24 protein-coding genes and 2 pseudogenes are annotated in these 24,287 nt (G+C 63.5%); 16 read left to right on the forward strand and 10 right to left on the reverse strand.

Annotated features, from left to right (window positions below; translation table 11 throughout):
• Nucleotides 1–54: 54 nt before the first annotated feature.
• The 5 genes and pseudogenes from EF888_RS15510 to EF888_RS15520 all read right to left on the reverse strand — a co-directional run bounded on the left by EF888_RS15510 (nt 55) and on the right by EF888_RS15520 (nt 2,934).
• The gene (locus EF888_RS15510; RefSeq protein WP_109760974.1) at nt 55–630 is read right to left on the reverse strand and encodes an OsmC family protein; all 576 of its coding nucleotides are present in this window, start codon (nt 628–630) and stop codon (nt 55–57) included.
• Nucleotides 631–823: 193 nt separating this feature from the next.
• Nucleotides 824–955: a hypothetical protein gene (locus EF888_RS22475; RefSeq protein WP_277601023.1), complete on the reverse strand. Its 132-nt coding sequence runs from the start codon at nt 953–955 to the stop codon at nt 824–826.
• Between the two features lie 183 nt (nt 956–1,138).
• Nucleotides 1,139–1,426, reverse strand: a complete 288-nt coding sequence (locus EF888_RS22310; protein WP_241239908.1) for a glutaredoxin domain-containing protein — start codon at nt 1,424–1,426, stop codon at nt 1,139–1,141.
• A gap of 153 nt (nt 1,427–1,579) precedes the next feature.
• Nucleotides 1,580–2,608 (reverse strand): annotated as a pseudogene (cysK, locus tag EF888_RS15515) (cysteine synthase A); the annotation flags it as partial.
• Nucleotides 2,609–2,751: 143 nt separating this feature from the next.
• A complete protein-coding gene (locus EF888_RS15520; RefSeq protein ID WP_206508340.1) occupies nt 2,752–2,934 on the reverse strand; it encodes a YjiS-like domain-containing protein in 183 nt (60 codons plus the stop codon).
• 311 nt (nt 2,935–3,245) lie between these two features.
• Here EF888_RS15520 and EF888_RS15525 point away from each other — a divergent pair, with 311 nt between their 5' ends.
• A complete protein-coding gene (locus EF888_RS15525; RefSeq protein WP_109760971.1) occupies nt 3,246–5,462 on the forward strand; it encodes an ATP-binding protein in 2,217 nt (738 codons plus the stop codon).
• A complete protein-coding gene (locus tag EF888_RS15530) occupies nt 5,459–6,178 on the forward strand; it encodes a response regulator (RefSeq protein ID WP_109760970.1) in 720 nt (239 codons plus the stop codon). Before EF888_RS15525 ends, EF888_RS15530 begins: the two co-directional genes overlap by 4 nt.
• A 66-nt stretch (nt 6,179–6,244) precedes the next feature.
• On the opposite strand, the gene EF888_RS15535 is transcribed toward EF888_RS15530, so the two are convergent.
• Entirely contained in the window at nt 6,245–6,469 is a 225-nt protein-coding gene (locus tag EF888_RS15535; protein WP_109760969.1) for a hypothetical protein, read from the reverse strand.
• Nucleotides 6,470–6,870: 401 nt separating this feature from the next.
• On the opposite strand from EF888_RS15535, the gene EF888_RS15540 reads away from it, so the two are divergent.
• From EF888_RS15540 to EF888_RS15550, 3 genes are all read left to right on the forward strand, one after another.
• Nucleotides 6,871–7,170 (forward strand): hypothetical protein, encoded by a 300-nt coding sequence (locus EF888_RS15540; protein WP_109760968.1) that lies wholly within the window; start codon nt 6,871–6,873, stop codon nt 7,168–7,170.
• A 313-nt stretch (nt 7,171–7,483) separates the two neighbouring features.
• Nucleotides 7,484–8,689 (forward strand): AI-2E family transporter, encoded by a 1,206-nt coding sequence (locus EF888_RS15545; RefSeq protein ID WP_164721726.1) that lies wholly within the window; start codon nt 7,484–7,486, stop codon nt 8,687–8,689.
• A gap of 91 nt (nt 8,690–8,780) precedes the next feature.
• Entirely contained in the window at nt 8,781–9,626 is an 846-nt protein-coding gene (locus EF888_RS15550) for a hypothetical protein (protein WP_109760966.1), read from the forward strand.
• 148 nt (nt 9,627–9,774) lie between these two features.
• On the opposite strand, the gene EF888_RS15555 is transcribed toward EF888_RS15550, so the two are convergent.
• The gene (locus tag EF888_RS15555) at nt 9,775–10,719 is read right to left on the reverse strand and encodes an NAD(P)-dependent oxidoreductase (RefSeq protein ID WP_109760965.1); all 945 of its coding nucleotides are present in this window, start codon (nt 10,717–10,719) and stop codon (nt 9,775–9,777) included.
• Nucleotides 10,716–11,729, reverse strand: coding sequence for a LacI family DNA-binding transcriptional regulator (locus tag EF888_RS15560; protein WP_109760964.1), 1,014 nt, complete (start codon nt 11,727–11,729; stop codon nt 10,716–10,718). Before EF888_RS15560 ends, EF888_RS15555 begins: the two co-directional genes overlap by 4 nt.
• 464 nt (nt 11,730–12,193) lie before the next feature.
• Between EF888_RS15560 and EF888_RS15565 the strand changes: the two genes are divergently transcribed.
• The 11 genes and pseudogenes from EF888_RS15565 to EF888_RS15615 all read left to right on the forward strand — a co-directional run.
• Nucleotides 12,194–13,345 carry a mandelate racemase/muconate lactonizing enzyme family protein gene (locus EF888_RS15565; protein ID WP_109760963.1) on the forward strand — a complete coding sequence of 384 codons (1,152 nt, stop codon included), beginning with the start codon at nt 12,194–12,196 and terminating at the stop codon, nt 13,343–13,345.
• A 109-nt stretch (nt 13,346–13,454) separates the two neighbouring features.
• Nucleotides 13,455–15,041: an ABC transporter substrate-binding protein gene (locus tag EF888_RS15570; RefSeq protein ID WP_164721727.1), complete on the forward strand. Its 1,587-nt coding sequence runs from the start codon at nt 13,455–13,457 to the stop codon at nt 15,039–15,041.
• A 15-nt stretch (nt 15,042–15,056) separates the two neighbouring features.
• Entirely contained in the window at nt 15,057–15,995 is a 939-nt protein-coding gene (locus EF888_RS15575; protein ID WP_109760961.1) for an ABC transporter permease, read from the forward strand.
• A complete protein-coding gene (locus tag EF888_RS15580; protein WP_109760960.1) occupies nt 15,992–16,900 on the forward strand; it encodes an ABC transporter permease in 909 nt (302 codons plus the stop codon). Before EF888_RS15575 ends, EF888_RS15580 begins: the two co-directional genes overlap by 4 nt.
• A complete protein-coding gene (locus EF888_RS15585) occupies nt 16,897–17,877 on the forward strand; it encodes an ABC transporter ATP-binding protein (RefSeq protein WP_109760959.1) in 981 nt (326 codons plus the stop codon). The genes EF888_RS15580 and EF888_RS15585 overlap by 4 nt, the downstream gene beginning before the upstream one ends.
• Nucleotides 17,874–18,875, forward strand: coding sequence for an ABC transporter ATP-binding protein (locus EF888_RS15590; RefSeq protein WP_109760958.1), 1,002 nt, complete (start codon nt 17,874–17,876; stop codon nt 18,873–18,875). The genes EF888_RS15585 and EF888_RS15590 overlap by 4 nt, the downstream gene beginning before the upstream one ends.
• A complete protein-coding gene (locus EF888_RS15595; RefSeq protein ID WP_164721728.1) occupies nt 18,872–19,891 on the forward strand; it encodes a CoA transferase in 1,020 nt (339 codons plus the stop codon). Before EF888_RS15590 ends, EF888_RS15595 begins: the two co-directional genes overlap by 4 nt.
• Nucleotides 19,878–21,122, forward strand: a complete 1,245-nt coding sequence (locus EF888_RS15600) for a CaiB/BaiF CoA transferase family protein (RefSeq protein WP_109760956.1) — start codon at nt 19,878–19,880, stop codon at nt 21,120–21,122. Before EF888_RS15595 ends, EF888_RS15600 begins: the two co-directional genes overlap by 14 nt.
• Nucleotides 21,122–21,928, forward strand: coding sequence for a MaoC family dehydratase (locus EF888_RS15605; protein WP_109760955.1), 807 nt, complete (start codon nt 21,122–21,124; stop codon nt 21,926–21,928). The genes EF888_RS15600 and EF888_RS15605 overlap by 1 nt, the downstream gene beginning before the upstream one ends.
• A 14-nt stretch (nt 21,929–21,942) precedes the next feature.
• Entirely contained in the window at nt 21,943–23,046 is a 1,104-nt protein-coding gene (locus EF888_RS15610; protein ID WP_109760954.1) for a mandelate racemase/muconate lactonizing enzyme family protein, read from the forward strand.
• Between the two features lie 195 nt (nt 23,047–23,241).
• Nucleotides 23,242–23,667: pseudogene (locus EF888_RS15615) on the forward strand (superoxide dismutase family protein); the annotation flags it as partial.
• Nucleotides 23,668–23,808: 141 nt separating this feature from the next.
• Here EF888_RS15615 and EF888_RS15620 read toward each other — a convergent pair.
• Nucleotides 23,809–24,003, reverse strand: a complete 195-nt coding sequence (locus tag EF888_RS15620; RefSeq protein ID WP_109760953.1) for a hypothetical protein — start codon at nt 24,001–24,003, stop codon at nt 23,809–23,811.
• Nucleotides 24,003–24,275 carry a hypothetical protein gene (locus tag EF888_RS15625; protein ID WP_109760952.1) on the reverse strand — a complete coding sequence of 91 codons (273 nt, stop codon included), beginning with the start codon at nt 24,273–24,275 and terminating at the stop codon, nt 24,003–24,005. The genes EF888_RS15620 and EF888_RS15625 overlap by 1 nt, the downstream gene beginning before the upstream one ends.
• Nucleotides 24,276–24,287: the final 12 nt, after the last annotated feature.

Consider the following 24,287-nt stretch of genomic DNA (forward strand, 5'->3'; position numbering starts at 1 on the left):
CTGGGGTTGAGGATATGGCGGGCGATCCTGGCGGACCGCCCTGTCACGCCGAGGTCAGGCAACCTCGACGGTGACGTCGGTGCCGTTCGACAGCATGTCGAAAACCGCCGAGCGAGCCACCGACTGCTGCACGACGGCAGCAAGTTTCGTCGCGTCGGCAGAGCCTTCCACGGTGACCTTCACGCGGATGGCGTTGAATCCGTTCCGCACCGTGTCGTTCAGACCCAGCAGACCGCGCAGGTCGATGTCGCCCTCGACCGAGGTGCGAACCGACGTGAGCTCGATCTGGCGGGCCGAGGCGATGTTCCCGATGCCTGCGGTGATGCACGCGGCGAGTCCCGTCAGCAGGTACTCGACCGGCGTCGGAGCGTTGTCGGCACCGCAGAGAACGGCGGGGTGGTCGGCTTCAACGACGAACTCTTTGGAATGGCTCTGTTCGCCGCCTGCGCCGAAGTAGCCGTTGACGGTACCGCGGCTGTGCGTACCGGAAATCCATTCACCCTTGGCGCGAAACTGAAACTTCGCCGCCTCGGGGTTGTCACCGACGAAGGCAACGGTGCCAATAAGCGTCGGCACGTCGACGCCGTTCATGGCGACTTTCTCGGGGCGGGTCATGGTAGCGGTGGTCATCTTGTCTTCTCCTGTGTGTGTAACTGCGGGGCCTAGTGCCACCGCACCCAGGCGTATGACGCCGCAAGGTTTCAGTTTTCGGTCTTGCCCCCGGCCTTAGCGTGTCAGTGGTTTCAGCCTCGTACCGGCAGCCAAACAAAAGGCCCGCCGGAGTTGGCGGGCCAGTCGGGGGTCGGAGGAGGTCGGCTTGAATTCAGCTCTGCGAACTGCGATCGAACTTGCCGTTGTCCCAGAAGTGCTTGACGTCGGTCCAGGTGTTGCCGCGGCGGGCGATGTGGGTCTCGAAGCCGGGGCCATAGCTGGGCCGGTTCTTCCTTTTGATCATCGGTCTGCTCCTTGTGACTGATTGCGTCTGAAGGCCACGTCGCGTGGTCCTGTCATCGCTATGCCCAAGCGTCGTTTCGATCTTGCGTCTGCGGCGGGATCAGAACGTTTCATTGGTTTCAGCCGCGCAGGCTCCAATAAAAAAGGCCCGCAGTGGCGGGCCTTCTCGGAGCTGTGGCGAAGATCATCGGGGATGCAGCCACTTCGGCAGATAGCCATAGGCGTTCTGCCCCGCCGTCGTCACCGCAATCTGGTGCTCGGCGAGCATCTCCGCCAGGCGCCCCGAGTTGTATGCATCGAAGGTCTCGGTCGCGCCGCCAATGTGTTCCCCTGCCACGAAGACTTGCGGGATGGTGGGAGAGCCGCAAATCTCGCGCAGGGCGGCGCGGATGCGCCCGCCCCGGTTGTCGGTTCTGTAGGCTGCCGAGTCGAGGTCGACCGAGAGGTATTCGATCCCGCTCTCCTTGAACATTCGGCGGACGGACCAGCAGAACTCGCACCATTCAAGCGCGTACAGCACGACAGGTGCCGACGTGACCGTCTCGCGCACCTCGGCCAAGGCCTCCGCATCGGCGCTCGTGGCCGCAGGCACAGGTGCTGGTGCCGCGGCGATGTCGAAACGGCTGCTGGGCGTCGATCTCGATAGCGCGATCTCGTCCTCGGTCATTTCCTCCGGAACGTCGGCAAACAGCGGTGTCGACAAGTAGCGCTCGCCCGTATCGGGCAGCATCGCCAGGATCTTCGATCCCTTTGGCGCGGTCCTGGCGATCGTCATGGCGGCGGCGAAGGTCGCACCCCCGGTGATGCCCACGAAGATCCCCTCCTTTTGGGCCAACTCTCGCGAGTACCGCATCGCGTCATCGCCCGTGACCGGCGCAAAGGCGTCGATCCTGCCTGCAGCCAGCGCCTCATTCGCTATTTGCGAGATGAAGTCGGGAGACCAGCCCTGCATGAGATGCGGCCGGAAGCCGGGATGGCTTTCGGCGGCGGATCCGTCCGCGTTGAAGGGCTGGACATGACCCGAGGCCATGATCGGCGAGTTGTCCGGCTCGGCCGCGACGATCCTGGTCTTCGGGCTCAGTTTCTTCAACCCGCGCGAAACGCCGCTGATCGTGCCGCCGGTGCCGAAGCCCGATACGAAGTAATCAAGTCTGTCGGCACCGAAGACATGCAGGATCTCGCGCGCGGTGGTCCGCTCGTGGACATCCGCGTTCGCAGGGTTTTCGAACTGCCGCGCGAGGAACCAGCCGTGGGTCTCCGCAAGCTCGCGCGCCTTGCGGACCATGCCGGTGCCCTTCTCGGATGCCGGCGTCAAGACGACCCTTGCCCCCAGGAAGCGCATCATCTTCCGACGCTCGATCGAAAAGCTCTCGGCCATGGTCACGACCAACGGGTAACCCTTCTGCGCGCAGACAAGCGCCAGCCCGATGCCGGTATTGCCGCTGGTCGCTTCGACGACGGTTTGGCCGGGTTTCAGCGATCCGTCGCGCTCGGCCGCTTCGATGATGGCGAGCGCAAGGCGGTCCTTGACCGACCCGCCCGGGTTCGCCGCCTCGAGCTTTACGAACATCTCGGCTCCGTCGGGCGCAAGGTGGTTGATACGGATAACCGGTGTGTTGCCTATCGTATCGAGGATGGAATTATTGATGTTCATGAGAATTGCTTTCAGGACGAGGCATGTGTGCAGGACGCCGGGTCAGGCATCCTGCACAAAGCGGTGGAAGTTGGTGCCGCGCAGGCTATCGCGCCATCGCGTGTCGGGCGGGCCCGAAATGCGCTTACGCTCTCGAAAGGAGATTACCACGTCAGGCGCGCCTTGTGCAGCAGGTCGACGGCCGGGTCGCGGCGGTTGGGCGGCAGCCCGATGTCGCGCATCAGGCGGTCGTCCAGGCCCTTCAGATGGAGCTTGGCGCGCTGTGCTTCCCGATGGTCGCGCCAGCGCAGGGCCAGTTCCGAAAGGGTCCCGTGCAAGCCCGGCAAGCGTCTTGGTTTCGCGGCACTTACTGTCATTGTCGTCATCGTCTTTCCCTCAGTTCTTGGCCACCTCGCGGCCATCGTGTTTCCGATGCATCCTTTCTGAGGGCACGATGTTGCAGTCGGTTGTCCGAAACCGAGGATCCCTGTTTCAATTGATGAGGGAGAAGAAATTCGAGTCTGGAAGACGTATTCGCTGCGTTCTCAGGCCCCTCGACAGAAATTCTTGAGCGCGGGGGACCGGAAGCCGTTACAATTGAAACATTCGCGGCAGGATCAGAAATCACGTTGAAACAGGGAGGACTTAGCGTGCACCCATGACAAGTGAGCCGGACCTTTCCTCACTCTCGCCCGACGTGCTGGCGGACGCATTCGAGTCGCTGGCGGAAGGCGTCGCCGTCTACGACAGGGACGAACGGCTTGTTTTCTACAACCAGCGCTACAAACAACTTCTGGGGCCGGTTGGCGACCTGGTCCGGCCCGGGCTGCATTGGCGCGACCTGATCCAAGGGTGCGTGGAACGCGGAGTTGTCGCGCCCGAGCATGAAAGCGGCGAAGATTGGGAGACGGTTTCGGAACAGTTCCGCGACACCCACGCCCAGAAAACCGAGATTCGGCAGCAGAACGGGCGCTACTTCGAAGTCTCGTATCACCCGACACGGTCCGGGGGCTTCCTCGTCACCCGCTCGGACGTGACCGACCGGTACAAGGCCGAACAACTGGCCGACGACCGCGCCACCCTTCTGGCCTCAATCCTCGACGCCAATCCGATCCCGGTCTGCATGGCGCGGCTGGACGACGGCAAGGTCGTCTACATGTCCAAGGCCGCGCGCGAAATGATGGGCGAGGCAGAGTACGCCATAGACTTCTACTTCGATCAGTCCCGACGTGAAGAGTATGTTGCGCTTTTGAAGGAGCATGGAAAGGTCGAGGACTTCCTTTCCCGCGCGCGCAGCATCGACGGCTCCCCTCTTTCCGTCTCGCTCTCCGGCGTAGTGACCGAGTTCGGAGGCGAAATATGCGTGGTCTCGTCGATCACCGATCTGACCGAGGTGCTGGAACGCGAGGCCCTGATCCGACAGGTTGTCGAGGCGTTCCCGGCGCCCGTCCTGATGAATCGCGCTGATACCGGTGAGATCATCTACCGCAGCCCCGAACTGGTCGATATGCTCGGTCCGTCGCTCAACGCTTGCGATTTCTACGTCGACGTAAAGGACCGCGCCGGCTTTCTGGCTGCGCTCCGGCGGGACGATGCGGTCCTGGACTACCGGGTCCGGCTCAAGAACGCCGAAGGCACGCCCTTCTTCGCTGCGGTCTCGGGTCGCCTGACGGAGTGGAACGGGGAAGAAGTCCTTGTCACCTTCTTGCGTGATCTCACGCATCTTCTCGAGATCGAGACCGAGTTGGACCGCCGCCGGGATCAGACTTTCCAGAACGAGAAGATGATGGCGCTAGGAGGACTCATGGCGGGCGTCGCGCACGAACTGAACAACCCACTTTCAGTGGTGGTTGGTCACGCCATGATGCTTCAGGACGAAGGACTGGAACCGGACATCCTTCGAAAGACGCGCAAGATCTCGGAAGCCGCTGAGCGCTGCTCGAAAATCGTGAAGACGTTCCTCAGCATGGCGCGTCAAGCGCCGACCCGGATGGAGGAGACCGACGTAGGTGAGGTTATCGAGACCGCCGTCGAAGTCTCGAGCTACGGCGACGCGCTCTATGCGGTGACGATCGTCACGCGGCGCGACCCCGCCGCACAGCCCATATGGGCCGATCCCGACCAGCTGACGCAGTTGATCATCAATCTTGTCCTCAATTCAGCACAAGCCATCGCGGAAACCGGCCGGCCGGGACATATCTGGGTGACGTCGGAGGCAACAGGCGACGGCGGCACGCGGATCACCGTCGCCGATGACGGGCCAGGCGTGCCCGAGCAGATCGCCGCCCGGGTCTTCGAACCGTTCTTCACCACCAAGGGAGTTGGGAAGGGGACAGGCATAGGGCTAGCCATGAGCCACCGGATCGTCGCGGCTCATGGTGGCGAGATCTCTGTCGGGGCGCGCGAAGGTGGAGGTGCGAAATTCGTGGTGACGCTGCCCCGCAATGCAGCTTCGTTCAGAAGCGGCGATAGCGTCGAACCGACGCCCTGGGCAGGTTCGACCAGACGCGTCCTCGTCATTGACGATGAACCAGAAGTCGCTGATCTGAACGCCGAGATACTGCAGCGCGCCGGCTACGAAGTCGATGCTGTCTACGAAGCGAGGAAAGGGCTCGAGCTTCTGCGGGAACGCACGTACGACGCCATCCTCAGCGACCTCAACATGCCTGACGTGGATGGACGCGGCGTTTTTGAAGGCATCGCGGCTATCCGTCCCGAACTGGCCAGCCGTATCGGCTTTCTTACCGGAGACACCATGGGCAAACGCTCGCAGTCCTTTCTGAGCGAGGTCGAGCAGCCGTACATCGAGAAACCGGTTTTGCCCAAGGAACTCCGCGCGTTCGTCTCGCGCCTTATCAGGAGTGCGCCGACATGAGCCAGCCACTCATCCTCGTTTGCGACGACGAGCGTGATCTGCGCGAGATGCTGCAGGAATATCTCATCAAGCGCGGCTTCCGCGTCGCATTGGCCGCCGACGCCAACGCCCTCCGCGAGGCGATAGAGGCAGAGCCTCCCGACCTGATCCTCCTCGACATAAACATGCCTGACGAAGACGGCCTTACCGCGCTTCGTGCGCTCCGGGTCTCGGAAGACGTGCCCGTGGTGATGCTGACGGCGGCCGGCGAGACGGTGGACCGGATTATCGGTCTCGAGATGGGAGCAGACGACTATCTTGGAAAGCCGTTTGACCTGCGCGAACTGGAAGCACGGATCAAGGCGGTCCTTCGCCGCCGTTCCAATGGTGCTGGCGCGGCTCCGGCCGAGTCCTTCGGCTCTGCCAGGCGGACCGTGCCGTTCGGCGACTTTACCCTCGATCTCGACGGAGCCAGGATGATCGATGGTGAGGGGCAAGAGCTCCCCCTGACTGCCATGGAGTTCAGGCTCTTGAAGCTTTTCGCCGAAAACCGTGGACGCGTTCTGAACCGCGACCAGATCCTGGAACAGGCGCACGACCGATCTTGGGATCCCTTCGACCGCAGCATAGACATCCGCATCTCGCGGCTACGGCGCAAGATTGAACGCAACCCGCAGAAGCCGAGCCTTATCCGCACCGTGCGCGGTATCGGGTATGTTTTCGACCCTGGCCCCTAGGTCCCGCGAACGTTCCGGGTCCTGTCAAAGTAACCTGATTTGAGATGGTGCGGCGATCGCGTAACCTCAGGCAGCTTTGCTGAAGTTGCGCGAGTACGTTCTGTGCGAGAACATCGCACGGCTGCGACGTCGAGCGAGATCCGAACCAGCTCGCAGGCACTCAATACCGGAATACGCCTGCTGCATGGCCTGACGCTCCAGATGGGTTTTCCGAAGGATCCGGATCAGCAGTGCAAAGGCTGCAAGGCCAGCCAGGGGAGACGTCAGCCCGACGAGAAAGTAGATGTCCATTGTCTGTCTCTCATGTTCTGCGCAGGGCGGCTTGAGTGGCGCCCAATCATGGCTTCATTGCTTGAACAGGAAACTCGGAAACGACTGTCACGACACTTGCAGCCGAACTCGCCGCCATCATGGCCATGGGGTGAAACCTTCGCGGATAAGTTGTGACGCCAGAGGTTCGGAGGGCGCTCGGTGCTAAGGCGCGCCACTGTTGTGAAGCATCTCCGATGCACTGAACGTGAGAATTGAGCTCGGCAGGGTGAGAGCGCCGCCTGTGCAATAACGAAGGTGGTGTGAGGAAGGAGCGCCTCGAACAGCTCTTACGGTACGGGGCTGTGCCGGTCCAAATTTCGCCCAGGTCCCTCGGGGGAACATTGCGGTTTGCAGCCTGTTAGCGAGACAGGAGGTCGTCCATGAAGACACGCAACGTCGTCGGCGGATTGATGGGTGTCCTCGTCCTTCTCGCGGCAGGAGCGTGTGCCCTGACCTGGCGCTCCGAGATAGATGAGGTCGCACGTCCCTCCCCCGACGCCACAGACCCGGGCCTGATCGAACAGGGTGACCGGCTCGCTGCTGCGGGCATTAGCATCGCTTGCCCTTGCCCTGCCGTCCGTGGCGGGGAGGCGTTCGCGGGCGGACCGGCGGTGCCCACAGACTTCGGCGACATGTACTTCGGGAACATCACGCCCGACGAGGAAACAAGGATCAGCTGATGGAACCTCCAAGCGGCGCATGGTCCGACGAGCGCCGGGATCGGGAATGCCACCCGCGACGCCGTGGGGCTCCGTCGTACGGAACTTCCACTGACTCGCATCAAGGTAGTGGCCACCCTCGACCAACGTCAGTTCAGCTGAAATGACCGGATGCCTGGCGCCTTCCATGCCATGCAGTCCGGTGTCGACCGACGAAGCCATCACGGAGAGAGAGATCGATGAAACACCTAGAGTTCGCTTCAGCCGCTTGCCTTTCGGCAACGCGTCACTTCAACCGGGACGGTACGGGTTCGATCACCGGTGTGTTGCGCAGATGAACTCCGAAGCGTCCCGCCTTCCGCCGTCCCGCACACGTTTGTGGCTGCTCGTCGTCATCACGGTCATTCTTGCGGGCTGGGCCCTTCACGCGACGGCGACCTTCATGGTCCCGATCGTCTTCTCGATGTTTCTCGCGCTGCTCGTCGAACCCCTGGATCGATGGGTTGCAGAGCGGATGCCGGAGAAGATCAGCTGGCTCGGCCACGTCGCGGCGATGGGCGCCATCCTGGTCGCATTGCTGGTCTTCATCGGCCTCATCTCGATGGCCGCCCAGCAGGTCGTCGAACGATTTCCGTTCTCAAACGCCAACGCCGGCTCGCTTCTGCCGCAGTTCGGGTCCGGGTCCGATCCACAGGGCGGGTCCGCGGATGTCGCGGCAGGTGCGGGCGCGACCGCCACGGAGAGCGACGCCTCTTCCCTCGCTGCAGGTGACGCTACGTCCGACACTCGAGTGTCCTCCGGCAGGTTTAGCGATCTGTTCTCGGGCGCGCTGCAATCCTTGGTGAGCAGGCTCGGCGACTGGGCATCGGGAACTGCCATGCAGATACTTGGCGCAGCCGGCGCGACCCTGGGGGCGGCGGTGCTGGTGTTCTTCCTTACGCTCATCATGCTGATCGAGGCACCCCGCTGGCGCGAGAAGACGGAAAACGTCCTTGCCGCGTCGGCAAGCCGGAAGGCAGCAGACTCCACCGCCATCATCGCCGACCGGCTTCGACGCTATCTTCTCACGCGGACCCTTCTCGGCGTCGTCACCGCAGCGCTCTACGCCGGCTGGCTCTGGCTGTTCGGCATAGACCTGCTGGTGGTGTGGGCGCTGCTGGCAGTGCTGATGAACTTCATCCCTACCTTCGGGTCGTTGGTCGCAGGGGTGCTGCCGGTAATCTATGCCTTTGTTCAGAAGGATCCCGGCACCGCCTTCGCCGTCGGCGTCGGCATCTTCGTCATCGAGCAGGTGATGGGAAACTATGTCGACCCGCGGGTTCAGGGCCGACAGGTGTCGCTCTCCTCGCTCGTGATCCTGATCGCGCTTCTTGTCTGGGGTTGGGTCTGGGGCATCGCGGGGGCAATCCTCGCCGTGCCGATCACGATGGCGGCGATGATCATCTGCGCACATGTGCAGTCTCTGCGGCCCTTCGCGCTGATGCTGAGCAACTCGACCGACATGGACGCGCTCGATCGTCAGGTAAGCTCAACCGATTAGTAGCGAAGACGTGAGGCAATTATCCCGAAATCTCGGAACGTGCAGCGGTTCGACCTGTTGGAGTGACCATACGCAAGAAAAGGAGACCGACATGAAGATAGCAAATATTGAGATCCGCAGCACAGCCCTCGCGGCGCTCCTGAGCCTTCCTCTCGTAAGTGGCGCCGCCCTTGCGCAGGAGACGGGCCAGACGGATCAGTCCACGACACCCGCCCAGGACACGACGCAACAGCAGTCCTCGCAGTCAGCGACAGACTCCGGTCAGACGGGCGGCGATCAGCAGGAGGACACCGTCGTCGCGACGGTGGGCGAGGCAGAAATCCGCGGGTCGGACGTCATGAGCTTTATCGGCATGCTCCCACCGCAGCTGCAATCGCAGCCGCCGCAGATGCTGGTGCCGATGGCGCTGGAGCAGTTGATCTTTCGCGAGCTCATCCTCGAGGACGCCCGCAGCCAGAACCTCGCCGATGATCCCGAAGTCGTCGCCCTCGTCGACGGCGCGACGGTGACGGCAGCGGACGATGCGATGGTGCAGGTCTGGATCGACCGCGAGACGGCTGGCGTCGTGACTGACGAGGCCGTTCAGCAGGCCTACGATCAGGCTCAGTCGGAAGGGAGCCAGGAGCTTCCGCCGCTCGAGGAAGTGCGTCCGCAGATCGAGCAATACCTGCGTCAGCAGGCGCTACAGGACATTCGGACACGACTGAGCGAGGGTGCCGACATCGTCCTCTACGATCCCACGGGTCGGCCGGTCGAGCAGCAGAGCAGCGGCGCCGCCGCCTCCGGCAATGAACCCAACGCCGCGGACACCTCCAACAACACCTCGGGTGGTCAGACGTCCGGCGGTGAAGCGACCGGCGGCACTTCCGGAAGCCAGTCGAGCGAAGCTTCGGGGAATTCGTCCGGAACCGCAGGGGAGCAAACCCAAAGCAACTGATCGCGCCGATGCATTACGCGTTCTTCCCGGTCGGCCGCTTCTCCGAGTGGCCGACCGGGGACGGGCCTGCCCGATATCCACATGTGGATCCTTGAGGAGACCGCCCCGTGCTAATCCGGCAGCACACTCAAGCCGGGCATCCGCTTCATCAATAGCGACCGTCGCGTGCAACCTTGCCGGTCATGTCCTCGACGCGTCCCGCAAGCCAAGCCCCGAGGTTATTTTCGAGTATCTGCTGCAAACGCAGTGTCGTGGAAGGACCGGAGGACGAGCAATGCGGGGTCAGGCAAACTCGGGGATGCGTGTAGACCCAGTGTCCGTCGGGCGGTGGCTCTTCCGTCCAGACGTCGAGAGTGGCCCGCGCGACGGGCCCGTCGAGAGCTTCGCGCAGCGCCTCGGGCACGACGAGCCCGCCCCGCGCCACGTTGACGAAATGCTGTCCGGGACGACACTGCGAGAACGTCGTCTTGTCGAAGAGGTTGCGCGTCTCTTCGGTAAGCGGCGCGCAAAGCACAAGGTGGTCGCTGAGCGCGCAAAGCTCCGGCAGGGAGACCAGTTCAACCGCTGAACCGGAGGAAACCGCACGTCTCCGCGTGGCCCGGACTGTCATCCCGAACGCTTGTGCAAGCGATGCGACGGCTTGTCCGATCTCTCCGAAGCCGAAAAGGCCCAGGCTCTTGCCAGCCAGTGCGCCGACCTGTCTCGGCGCCCACTCGGACGCTTGCTTGACCTGTATGTCTGGAAGACGCTTCTCCGCCTGCAGCATCGCCGCAAGCACATACTCCGCGATTGCCGTGGCCGCAGCGCCGCGCGAAATCGTGAGAACCGGAACGTCGAACAGCCATTCGGGCGCCGCGTCTATGCCCGTTGGGCGCACATGCACCCATGAGAGGTCTGCGGCCCACTGCGGCTTTTCACGCGTGAGACTGCGCAGCTTGCCGTTCCCGACCAGAAGGACCGTCGTCCCCTCGGGCACGTCCCAGGGTGCATCTGGCGAAAGCCTGTCGAGCGGCGTGCCGTCCGGGAGGTGCGAGCGGAGCCAGCAATGCGCCGCATCGTCGAATTGGTGCGCGACGTGAAGCGGCGGCTTCATGGCTGTGGATGAAGGCCGGGGGTAACGTCGGGCACAGTCGAAGCGCGCACCACGAGGTCGCCGACAAGAAGGTGCTGCCGAGGGGTCTCCGGATTTTCAGCGACGATCAGGTCCACCGTCTTCGAAACGATTGCGTCGATCGGCTGCCGATATGTGGTCAGCGCGTATCCGGGCCAGGACGCCATCGGGATATCGTCGAACCCGACAGTGGCGATATCGCCGGCCGCTCCCTCGCGCTTCAGCGCGTCAAGACCCCCGAGAGCTAGGATATCAGAGGCGAAGAAGATGGCGTCCGGCCGCTCGGGCAGAAGCTCGAGAGCGCCGCGCCAGCCGGCGTCATAACTGTAGACGCCACCTGACGCCGTACCGGTCAGTCGCATGCCAAGTTCTGCCAATCGCGTCGTGAAGGCGCTATGGCGCGTCATGCCGACCGCAGTCTTGGTGAGGCCCGCGACATAGCCCACGCGGCGACACCCGATGGAATGAAGGTGATCGACAATGGCGCGGGCGCCGTCGACGTTGTCGCAGCAGACTGTGTCGATGTCGTCCTGGCCCAAGCGGTTCAGGAGGACCGAGCGACGACCTTCCGTCGCCCACATCAATGTCCGTGGGTTAAGGATCGTCGCCGCGATCACCACCACTGCATCGACGTTATAGGTTCGAATGGCGATCATCTGATCTTCGATGTTCGCGCCACGAGTAATGTTGAACAGCAGGCTCTGCAGACCCGCCCGCTGAAGCCCCTGGGTCAATCTTTCGATGAGGGCCGGATAGAACGGGTTCTGCATGTCCGAGACCACGATCCCGACGATGTTCGTGCGCCGCTTGGTCAGCATCGAGGCGATGGCGTTCGGGCGATAGTCATGCTCGTTTGCGCCGTTCAGGATGCGCTCGCGCAGGTCTGCCGAGATGCTACTGCCTGGGGTGAACGCTCGCGAGACGGCGGACTGGCTGACGCCGAGCAGACTTGCAAGTTGTCGCGATGTCAGGGGTTTCGGCGCGCTACCCATATTTGTCACTAGTCCAAAGCATCTGTGGTCCGAGTTGGCGGACGTTTAATGGATGGGCCGTCCAAGACCAACAGTTTCGTCCGGAAGCGGCCAGGGCTCCAATGAATACGCTTGCAACCAATGTTGCGCTGCAGCGAATATGGGGAGACGCCGTGCTGCAATTGCGTTGCTGCGCCAGCGAAGGCTCTTGCGTCGTACTGCTGCCATGCTCCAACTCACCACCTGGATAGCGGAGGCTCATATAAGCCTAACATCCTACGTATAAACGATTTTAATTAATCCACCACGACTGCGGCGCCGGCGGGCCTGAGCTTTTTCAAAAGCCCTGGCACCGCCCAACCAACCCGCGGAGCCCGAAAAACGAAATCACGAGATACTATCTGAATACGGATGCAAAATATGTTTGTCTACCTGAAAGCATCGCCCCTCTGGCGTAAGGGGGATGCAAGGGGAGGAAGCGCCGCATGCTGAAAGATGCTCCAGCTTCGGGACGCCCTGTGCCCGTGCGGGCCGATCACCGGATTGCGTCCGTGGAGGCCTTCCAGGTGTCGTGGAGGCCGGGTGACGTCCCCGGCCGGCGCACCGCGATGGTTCGCGTGCGGACCGACACCGGACTGACAGGATACGGCGAGGCCTCGCCCATGATGGGCGGCGAGCACAGCCTGCTTGTCGTGAGACACTTCTCGGACAGTCTCGTCGGTGCCGACCCTTTCGATCAGGCGGTGATCCAGGACCGGCTTCTGCACCGCTATATCAAGTTGGGGCCCGAAGGCGCGGTCACCGGGGCGCTTGCGGCGCTGGATATCGCGCTGTGGGACATCAAGGGCAAGGCGCTGGGCCTGCCGATCTACAAGCTTCTGGGCGGAGCGTGGCGGACGAAGCTGCCCTTTTACGCCTCGATCGGCGGCAATGCGGAGCGGTCGGTGGACGACGTCGTGCGCACGGTCGAGCGGCGGTGGCGTTCGGAGACGCCGGCCGCGATCAAGATAAGATGGGACGGAGACCGCACCCGCCAGGACCATGACATTCCCGGCGACATCGCAAAGGCGAAGGCGGTCCGCGGCCTTGTCGGTGACGACTTCCCCTTGGCATTCGACGCGAACAATCAGTATTCCGTCGGCGGAGCGATCCGCGTCGGCCGCGCGCTGGAGGAACTGGGCTACATCTGGTTCGAGGAGCCGGTGCAGCACTACAACGTCCGCGCGATGGGCGAGGTCGCCCAGCGTCTCGACATCACCGTCTCTGCCGCCGAGCAGACCTATACCACGCAAGCCCTCGTCGACATGATCAACGCCGGCGTGCGCATGGTGCAGCCCGACATCGTCAAGATGGGCGGCATCACCGGGCTCATGCAGTGCGCCGCGATCTGTTTCGCCCACGGAGTCGAATTGGTTCCGCACCAGACGCAGCCGGGTATCGGCCATGTGGCCAACCTGCATGTGCTTGCGACCCTGATGCACAACACCAAGCCCGCCGAGTTCGCCGATCCCGATGACCGGATGCACGCCGCCTTCGAGAACCCGCCGATCCCGCGCAATGGCTGTTTCGATGTGCCGGACGGGCCGGGGCTGGGTCTGAGGTTGCGGGATGAGGAGTTGGATCGGCGTCGCACCTAGCACTCACAGACCGCACGAAATCCGGATGCAGCCAATTCGGCACGCAGCAATCCGGACAAGGCGCCGCGAGGCCTGCACGGCTCGCGCGACTGCAATCAGGGAGAGAGACATGATCACAAGACGTACACTTCTCGGCACGGCGTTCGCTGCATCAGCGGCGGGCCTCTATGCCCCACGCTTGCGCGCCTCCGCGCCGGATACGCTTCGCTTCGCAAGCGCGGCTGGCGGACCCCGCAGCGCGGATCCGGCCAAGACCACGCAGGGTTCGGACAACTGGGCGGTGATCCAGATGTTCGAGTACCTCGCGCAGCCGCCCGATGGTAACTTCGGCGTTTCGCCCGACGACTTCACGCCGGGCCTTGCCACAAGCTGGACGACGTCCGACGATGCGAAGACGTGGGTTTTTACGCTGCGCCAGGGCGTCCAGTTCCACCACGGCTATGGCGAGATGACCTCGGCCGACGTCGCCCGGTCCTTCGTCCGCGCACGCGACATCAGCGTCGGCAGTGCCAACTACACCAACATCGCCGAGGTGATCGAGTCCGGGAAGTACGAGGTTACGATCGTTCTCAAGAACCCGGACCCGATGTTCCTCGGCTCCACCGTCGCTGCACGCCACGTGATGGTCATCTCGAAGAAGGCCGAGGAGGAGCTGGGAGAGGGTTTCGCGACCAAACCCGTCGGCACCGGCCCCTACAAGCTCGATCGCTTCGACAGCGAACGCGGCACCTATCTCAGCCGTCACGAGGACTATTGGGGCGAGCCGGCGATCATCACGAACGTCGAGTGCCTGTACATCGCGGATACCACGGCGCGAACTCTGGCGCTTATCTCCGGTGACGTCGATATGGCCGAGGGCGTGCGCCAGCCGGGCTGGGTGCCGCAGATCCAGGCGCAGAAGCCGGATCTTCTTTTCGACATGACGGTGCCGGGATCGTTCAACACGCTGTTCTTCAACCTGGCCAAGGATCCGCTGCAGAACATCCAGGTCCGCAAAGCGATCATGCACGGCATCAACAAGCAGGAGATCGTTGACGCGCTCCAGCCGATGTCCCGGATGGTCTACACCCTGAACCCGCCGAACTATCCCACGGGCTTCGACCTGGAGGAACTGCCGGAGGATCTGCGATATGAATACGATCCCGACGAGGCCAAGCGTTTGCTTGCCGACGCCGGTTTCGCAAATGGGCTGACGATCCCGGTCAATACCTCGCAGCGCGAGGACTACAGCACGCAGCACCTGATCATTCAGGAGCAACTGCGCCAGATCGGCGTCACCATCGACCTGACGATCATGGACCACTCGGCCTATCACGCCACCAACCGGCAGAACCTGAACACTCTGAACATCAACTCGTCGTCGCTGCCACCTGTCCCGCTCTACGTCTTCAACGACTATGCGGTTTCGGCGGCCAACATGAAGGAAGACGGTTCCGGCGGCGCCAACTATTCGCACTACGGCGTGCTTATGCCCGGTGTCGACGATCTCGTTGCGGAGATGCTTCAGACCACGACCTTCGACGACTACGTCGCCAAGGGTCGCGAGGTTGAGCTGCAGATCCAGCGCGACCTGCCGATGGGCGGATTGCCGACATTGTCGTACCTCGTCGTACGCAATCCGCGCATCGATCTCGGCTACGAAGTTCAGGGCGGCTATGCCTACTGGCGCTTCTGCAAGGCCTCGATCGTCGGCTGAGGGAAACAGCAGCGCATGGCGAGATACCTACTTCTGAGGCTCCTGGACCTGGTTCCGACCGTGTTTCTGGTGCTGACGCTCGTGTTCATCGCCATGCGCATCCTTCCGGGTGATCCGGCGCTGGCCGCTCTCGGCGCGAATGCCGATGGCGGCCAGCTTGAAGCTTTCCGCGAGCGGATGGGATTGAACGATCCACTCTGGCTGCAATACGTCCACTTCCTGTGGGATGCTGTCCGCCTGGACTTCGGCAATTCGCTTATGTCGAACATTCCGATCAGTACGTTGATCGCCAACAACCTGCCGCACACGGTCTATCTGACGATTGTCTCGGTCGCGCTGGGACTGTTCATCGGCATCCCGCTGGGCCTCTATGCAGCAACCCAGCGGAACAAGCTGCCGGACAACGCGCTGCGGATCTACTCCCTGATCGGCTACTCGGTACCCGATTTCTATCTTGGCGCCATTCTCTTGATCGTGTTCTCGCTGAACCTCGGCTGGTTTCCGATCAACGGCGCTGGTGAGGGGTTCTGGGACGGCCTGCACCACATCTTCCTGCCGGCGCTTTCGCTGGCGCTGCTGAAGTCCGCCTTCCTCGGACGTCTTACCCGCACGTCGCTGCTGGAGGTTCTGGGGCGCGACTATGTCCGGACGGCGCGCGCCAAGGGTGCCCGTGAAGGCAGGGTCATCTTCCGCCACGGGCTGAGAAACGCGATGCTGCCCCTGTCCACCGGGATCGGCATTTCGATCCTTGCAACGCTTTCTGGCGCTGTGGCCATCGAACTCGTCTTCAACAGGCCGGGCATCGGCCGGCTGCTGATCAGTGCGATCCAGGAGCGGGATTATCCCGTGATTCAAGCGGGCGTGATGATGTTCGCCACCTTCGTCGTGCTCGTGAACCTTCTGATGGACATCGTCTACATCTTCATCGACCCGCGCATCCGGATGAAATCATGACCGACGCAAGCACCGCGGAAGCTTCCGCTGAACTTGTCGCCGAACGCGAGGCGCTTGCACCCGAACCCGGCTTCCGCGAGGCGTTCGCTCAGGTCATCCTGGAGCGGCCCTCGACCCGGATCGCATTCGTTGTCGTGGTCCTGTTCATCCTGATTGCGGTCTTCGCGCCCCTGCTGGCGCCCCACGATCCTCTGCGGCAGTCGATCCTTCAGATCAATCGGCAGCCTTCCTGGGACCATTGGCTCGGGACTGACCAGTTCGGCCGCGACGTTCTCAGCCGACTTATTCACGGATCGCAGAACTCGCTGATCTTCGGCTTGCTCTCCCCGGTCTTCGCGGCGTTCTTCGGGACGCTCCTTGGCGTGACGGCGGGGTACATGGGCGGCATTGTCGACCGGGTCATCAGCCGTGTCATCGACATGCTCATGGCCTTCCCGGAGCTTTTGCTGGCGATCCTGATCGCGGCGGCGCTGGGGGGCAGCTTCTGGAACATCGTCGTCGTGCTGACCGTGGCATTCACCCCAGGCTTCGCGCGTGTGGCACGGGCCTCGACCATGGCGGTCAAGCAGGAACCCTATGTCGAGGCGGCGGTGGCGGCCGGTGTGTCGACACCGCGCATAATCTTCCGCCACATCGTCCCCAACATCGCGGCGCCCATCGTCGTGCTGATGGCGCTGTGGTCGGCGAGTTCGATCCGGATCGAAGCAACGCTCTCGTTCCTCGGCATCGGAACCCAGCCGCCGAACCCCTCCTGGGGCAACATCATCCGCGATGGCCTCTCCAACATGTTCGCGACGCAATGGCCGATCGCTGCGGGCGGCCTCGCGATCACGATCGTCGTGCTCGCCATCAGCATCATCGGCGACTCGGTACGCGACTTCCTAGACCCAGAGACCAACCAGTGAGCGACAGACTTCTCGACATCAGGGACCTTTCGGTCGAGTTCGGACCGGTTGCGCGGCCGCTGCGCGTTGTCGACCGGGTCTCCTTCTCGATCGACGCCGGCAAGACGCTGGGCATCGTCGGGGAAAGCGGCTCGGGAAAGTCGATGACCGCGCTGTCGGTGCTGCGCCTTGTACCCGAGCCGCCCGCCCGCATCTCGGGTCAAATCCTGTTTGACGGACGCGACCTGCTCAAGGTGCCCCGGCGCAACATGCCTGCGATCCGCGGCAAGGACATCGGCATGATCTTTCAGGAGCCGATGGCGTCGCTGAACCCCCTGATGTCCATCGGCGACCAGATCGCCGAGGCGATCATGCTGCACGAATCCATGTCCGCCGATCGGCGCCGCGAAAGGGTGCTCGATCTGCTGCGGCTGGTCGGCCTTCCAGATCCCGAGGGCCGGCTGGGCGCCTATCCCGATCAGTTCTCCGGCGGGATGCGGCAGCGGGTCATGGCCGCCATCGCGATGGCCTGCAACCCGCGCCTGTTGATCGCCGATGAGCCCACGACCGCGCTCGACGTCACCATCCAGGCGCAGGTCCTGGAGATGATGTTGGACATTCGGCGGCGCTTCAATTCGGCGATCCTTCTCATCACCCACGACCTTGGTGTTGTGGCCGAGGTCTGCGAGCGCGTCGTCGTCATGTACGCCGGCAAGGTGGTCGAGGATGCGGACGTGGGATCGTTGTTCGCGAACGCGCTGCACCCCTACACCCAGGGATTGCTGAGATCGGTGCCTTCGCTCACCGACACCCGGAAGCGGCTCTACCAGATCCCCGGATCGGTGCCTCCCGCGCGCACGATCAAGGCCGGCTGTCCCTTCCGCCCGCGCTGTCCGGCGCGCATGGACCGGTGTGCCGTCGAGATGCCGCCATTAGTTCCTTACGCTCCCGGTCACCGCGCCGCCTGCTGGGCCGTCTCGAAGGAGATGGCCGAATGAGCGTGCTGATCGACGTGCAGGGCCTGGGCAAGACGTTCACCGACACCACCATGCGACTAGGGCCGAAGCGCCCTCCGGTCCGCGCCGTGGAGTCCGTCAGCTTCCAGATCCACCAAGGCGAGGCTCTGGCCGTCGTCGGCGAATCCGGCTGCGGCAAGTCCACGCTCGGGCGGCTTCTCCTGCACCTGATCGAGGCAAGCGAAGGGCGCGTGATGTTCGAGAACCGCGACATGAGTGCCATGTCCCGGCACGAGATCCGCCAGCTTCGCCAAAGAATGCAGATGGTGTTTCAGGACCCGTTCGGCTCGCTTTCCCCCCGCCGGACCGTCGCCGACATCATCGCCGAGCCGATGGACAGCTTCGGTCTGACGAAGTCCCGCAAGGACCGTCGCGAGAAAGTCGCCGAGCTTCTCGATCTCGTCGGTCTTCCGCCCTCGTACATGGACCGCAGGCCGCGCCAGTTCTCGGGCGGGCAGCGCCAGCGGATCGGCATCGCGCGCGCGATCTCGGTCGACCCGGCGTTCATCGTCGCCGACGAACCTGTATCGGCCCTCGACGTGTCGATTCAGGCTCAGATCATCAACCTGATGCAGGATCTGCAGGAAAAGCGCGGCTTTTCGTTCCTGTTCATCGCCCATGACCTGGCCGTCGTCCGGCACGTCGCCGACCGGGTGGCAGTGATGTATCTCGGCCGGATCGTCGAGATGGGGACGAAGGCGCAGATCTACTCGAGCCCACACCATCCTTACACCGAGGCGCTGATGTCGGCTGCGCCGCGCCCCGACCCTGCCGCGCGAAGCAACCGCATCATTCTGGAGGGCGACGTCCCGAGCCCGTCGAATGTACCCTCCGGCTGTCCTTTCCGCACGCGCTGCCCGCTAGCGGCGGAAATATGCAGCGTCGAGCGGCCGCCGCTTATCGAGGTCGAGCCGGGACACACCGCCGCCTGCCACTTCGCGACACCTTATCCGATCGCTCAACGGAGCCCGGCGACATGAAAGGCGCCCTGGAGGGACATGTGGTCCACGACCGCTCCGGAACCGTGGCAGGACAATTCTGCGGTAAGCTTCTCGCTGATTTCGGTGCCGATGTCTGGTTGGTCGTGTCGGGCGACCTAGCCGAAATTGCGGCGGGAGGTGACGGCACCTCGCTGGCGCCACTCGACTTGCATCTGAACCTCGGAAAGCACCGGGGCAGACCGCCCTCCCCGCCGGATGTCGTGCTTTGCGGACCGCAAGACGATCCGGCGCACCTTCGAGACCTATGGCCCGCGGCCCTAGTTGTCCGGATCATGGGATTTGGTGACGACGGGCCGAAGGCCGGCTGGAAAGCGCCCGAGATCGTCTTGCAGGCTTCCTCGGGCATGATGATTTCCAACGGCATTCGAGGGCGCGAGCCGCTTTACGGAACCGGCGAAAGGGCATCCTACGCGGCGGGGCAAGCCGCTTATATTCAGATCCTCGCCTCGCTTCGCGCTCGCAGGGCCACGGGGCAAGGGGACACGATCAGGATCGACGCGGCCGAAACCGCGGCGGCGATGTGCTTTCCCTATGTCTTGCAGACGATCTACAACGGCACGGATCGCCGTCGCGGCGATCAGGACATTCCTGCGGGCGAAGTGCTTTGCCGCGGGTCATGGGTCTGTATCTGGGTCTACTCCAATCGCTTCGAGACGCTGTGCAAGTTGCTCGGGCTCCAGACGTGCCTGACCGACCCGCGCTTTGCCGAAGTGCCGGTCCGTCAGCAGAACTGGCCCGCCTTCTTCGCGCTGGTGCAGGACAAGGTTGCCGACCGCGATCCCGAGGACTTCGTGGCCGAGTTGCAGGCGAAGGGGATCATCGCGGCGCGCGCCTATCGTATCAGCGAAATCCGCGAAAGCCGCCATCTCGCCGAGCGTGGCTACTGGCGGCGCGTGACCATCGGCGGCGAGACCCACGTCTTGCCGGGCGTGCCATTCCGCTTGAGCAAGACGCCGGCGCGGGAACCGGACGGGAGCGCCCATGCTGCCGCTTGAGGGAATCCGCGTCGTAGAACTCACGACCGCCTGGGCCGGTCCTATGGCGGGGCGCGTTCTGACCTGGTACGGGGCCGAGAGCTTTCACATCGAAAGCCCGACACGCACGAACACATGGCGGTCGAACCGCGACAAGCCGAACCCGGTCACATACCCGGACCTCGATCCGGGTGAGCGTCCCTGGGATCGCTGCTTCACCTTCAATTCGCAGAACGTGAACAAGCGCTCGCTGGTGGTGGATCTGAAGAACCCCTCGGGCTTTTCGGTCCTGCGCCGCCTGATCGCGGTATCGGATGTTCTGATCTGCAACTTCCGCCCCGGCATGCTGGACCGTCTCGGACTCGGCTACGGCACTCTGTCGAAGGAACAGCCCGGCCTCATCGTCATCGAAATGCCGGCCTACGGTTTGACTGGCCCTGACGCCGGCTATGCCGCACTCGGACCGACAATGGAAATGGCGGCGGGCATGTCGGCGATGATCTCCTACCCCGGAGGCAAGCCGACCGTGACCGGCCCGTCCTACATGGACCCGATAGGCGGGTTCAACGCCGCGGCGGCGATTTTGACGGCGCTGCACCATCGCGACCGGACGGGCGAAGGCCAGCACATCGAAATGGCCCAGGTCGAGGCGGCCATGCAGTTCATCGGACCGGAGTTGATCGAAGGCCACGACGTGGTGCCGGACGGCAATCACCGCCCCGACATGGCGCCGCACAATGCCTATCCCGCGCAGGGCGAGGACAGCTGGATCGCCGTCGCCGCCCCAGGCGACGCGGCCTGGATGAAGCTGGCGCGCATGATGGGTGGCGAGACGCTGGCCCGGGACGGCCGCTTTGCCACGCTGTCCGACCGGAAGATCAACGAGGCGGCGCTGGATGCGATGATCGCGGACTGGACCTGCACCCAGGACCGCCACGCGCTTGCCGAGACGCTTCAGGCGGCAGGCATCGCTGCATCGGCGGTCGAGACCGCACCGGACCTGGCCAACTCCGAGTATCTGCGCGCGCGCGGGTTCTTCACACCGCGCGACCATCCTGTCGCGGGCCGGCACGACCATCCCGGTCTGCCACTGCATTCCGAGATCGCACAAGGCTCGGCCCGGACGGCAGCGCCCGGGTATGGCGAGGGCAACGAGTATGTCCTGCGCGAGGTCCTGTCGCTGCCCGAGGCCGAGATCGCGGCCATCCTGGCCAGCGGTGCGCTGGCCGACGTGCCGGCGCCGGGGATGTGATGCCCGCCCTGCCCGAGCGCCTCGAAATCACCGCCGTCCTCGATCCGCGCCCGCGCTATCGTGGAACAAGCCACGAGGACGAGACGGCACGGCGCATGGGCTTCCGTGCGGCCCTCCTTCCGGGCGTATTCGTCTATGGTCACGCCACGCGGATCGCCCTGACGGGATGGGGCGAAGACTGGCTGGCGCGGGGGCGCGCTCAGGTCCGGTTCCGCCGGCCTGTCTACAACGGCGATCCTCTGGTCGTGACGCGCGGCGAGTTGGAACGCGAAGAGAACGGCTGGACTGCCGAGGTCGCGGTGGCCCACGCCGAGACGGGTGAGGTGGTTCTGGCAGGCAGCATCGGGCTGGCCGACCGCGCACCCGATCCGCCTAAGGACCTTCCGCTGCTGTCGACCTTCGAGCCCCGGCTGGAGTTGCAGCCCGGCACGGCGCGCGAGGGATTGCAGCTCGGCAGTGAGGAGACGATCCTGGCCCGGGATCTGGTCGAGGAGTCGCTGGCCGACTTCCACGAAACCGAAAGCATATTCGCCGACCGCGCGCTGATCCATTCCGGATGCCTGATCCGTAAGACGATGGGCGATGCGCTGGGAAACCTCGTCCTTCCGATGCCCGTGATCTTCGCCGGGGTCGGTGTGCAGCACCTCGCGACCGCGCCCGTGGGGGTGGAATACCGCACCTCTGCACGCATCACCCGCACGTGGGAGACCGGGGGCAAGCATTACTTCGAGACCGAGGAATGGCTCTTGGCGGGCGACCGTCCCGTCGTGCGTCATGTCCGGCAGAACCTGTATGCCATCACCTGAAGAGGCGACCCAAGATGAAGATCGCACGGATCGAAACGTTCACCAACACGCTCATCGGCTTCGTCCGCGTGACGACGGACAGCGGAGAGCAGGGGTGGGGCCAGGTGTCGACCTATAACGCCGACATCACCAGCGACGTGCTCCACCGCCAGGTCGCCCCTCACGCGCTGGGGACCGACCCGATTGAGCTTGCCGAAACCATCGAGGTGATCGGCGAGAAGGAGTGCAAGTTTCCCGGAACCTACCTGCGGCGAGCCACCGGAGGCCTCGACACGGCGATCTGGGATTTGCGCGGCAAGATCGAAGGCAAGCCGGTGACATCGCTGATCGGCGGCAGCCCTGGTCCTCTACGCGTCTATGGCAGTTCCATGAGGCGGGATATCACGCCCGAAGCCGAAGCGGATCGGCTGTGCCGGCTGCGGGACGAGCAAGGGTTCAGCGCCTTCAAATGGCGCGTCGGCGCAGAGTGCGGTCGCGATGTCGACAAGTGGCCCGGACGCACCGAGGCCATCGTCCCCCGTGTCTCCAAGGCGCTCGGGGACGGTATCGGCAAGCTGGTCGATGGAAATTCGGGCTTCACGCCCGGTCGCGCGATCGAAGTCGGCCGGATGCTCGAGCAGAACGACATATCGCATTTCGAGGAGCCCTGCCCCTATTGGGAGCACGAATGGACGAAGAACGTCACCGATGCCTTGTCGATAGACGTCACCGGCGGCGAACAGGACTGCGAGATCTCGGCCTGGAAATCGATCATCGGCATGAGAGCCGTGGATGTCGTACAGCCGGACATCCTTTATCTCGGCGGGATGTGTCGGACGCTGCAAGTGGCGAAAATGGCGGCGGATGCGGGCCTCCCCTGCACGCCGCACTCGGCAAATCATGGTCTTGTGACGCTTTGCTCGATGCATCTGTTGAGGGCGATCCCGAACGCGGGGAAGTATCTCGAATATTCGATTGAGGGGCCATACAGCCAGCAATGGGCGGATACGCTGTTCGTCGAACGCCCCTATGACGTCGTCGATGGGCAGGTCCGTGTCACGGACGCCCCCGGCTGGGGTGTCGAGATCAACCCGTCATTCATGGAACACTCGACCTACGCCATCAGCCAGTCCGAGTAGTTCCGCTGCGTTCCACCTTCCGGCGCGGACACATCTCTTTCGAACACTCCCGGAACCCGATCGGGATCTGCGGCGTGATGGCCCTTTCGAGGCGGCATACCCTGTCCGGAACATCGAAGGCCCTCCCCTGTTCGACGTTCACAGTTAACGCCGGCGGCAAAAGCCGGCCCTGCCGAACAAACAGTGGAGGAATTCATGAGACTCGAGATCCTGTCCGTGCTTGCAACGACGTTGCTTGCGACGGTTGCCCATTCCGCGGATGCGACAGCGGACATCGCGGACCGCGAAGGCAACAACCTGGGCGCGGTGCGCGTTCACGACACGGCCTCGGGACTGGCCTTGGCGACCCTGACGCTTTCGAACCTGCCCGAAGGCCAGTACGCGGTTCACCTTCATGAAACTGGCGACTGTGAGTCCGAGGACTTCAGTTCGGCTGGCGGTCATGTCGCCGGAGATCGCCAACACGGCGTTCTCGCCGAGGGTGGCCCCCATCCGGGTGACATGCCGAACATCTCGGTCGCAGAGAACGGGATAGTCCAGGTCGAAGTCGTTCTGCCGTTCCTCGACGTGGAACGTCAGATCCTGGACGAAGACGGAGCCGCCTTCGTCATCCACGCGGGCATCGACGACTATGAAACTCAGCCCTCCGGCAACGCGGGCGATCGGATGGCCTGCGGAGTGTTTTCCCAGAGATATAGTGCTGACGAGTGTGCGGCGAACCGGTCCAATACCGGTTCGCCTGGTTTGCCCGGTCTCACTTTTTCAGCGGCTGGGAGGATCGCTGGCGGGAAAGGATTCGTCCGACGCCTCGTCCACGATGTCCCACTCCCGCGGCGGACTTCTCATCTGAGATGGCCCCGCGTCACGCACCTGCAGCGCCGCCGGCGCGCCGGACGTCTTTCGGATCAAACCACGCAAGACGTCTCTCGGCGTCTTGAGAAGCGCCCGCAGGGCCATCAGCCATCCTCCTCGCGATGCACGAGCTTGTTGAAGCGGCTGATGGAACCCTCCTCCGTCTTCTCCTGATAGAGAAACGCGAGATTGCTCTTCTCGAAGACCGAGAAGAATTCTTCCCACTCGATCTCTTCCAGCGAGTCCTCGGGCGGATCGAAATCGATCCTCAGGATGCCGCCCTCGCCCGAGTCCTTCACTCGGGCGGGGTGACCGTTCCTTTCCTCGGCCCAGGTACGGATCGTATCGTGATCGATGGTGGATGATGCCTGAGTCACCTTGGATCTCCT

Origin of the sequence: Silicimonas algicola (genome assembly GCF_003970735.1) — a bacterium.
In the GTDB taxonomy this organism is placed as follows: domain Bacteria; phylum Pseudomonadota; class Alphaproteobacteria; order Rhodobacterales; family Rhodobacteraceae; genus Silicimonas; species Silicimonas algicola.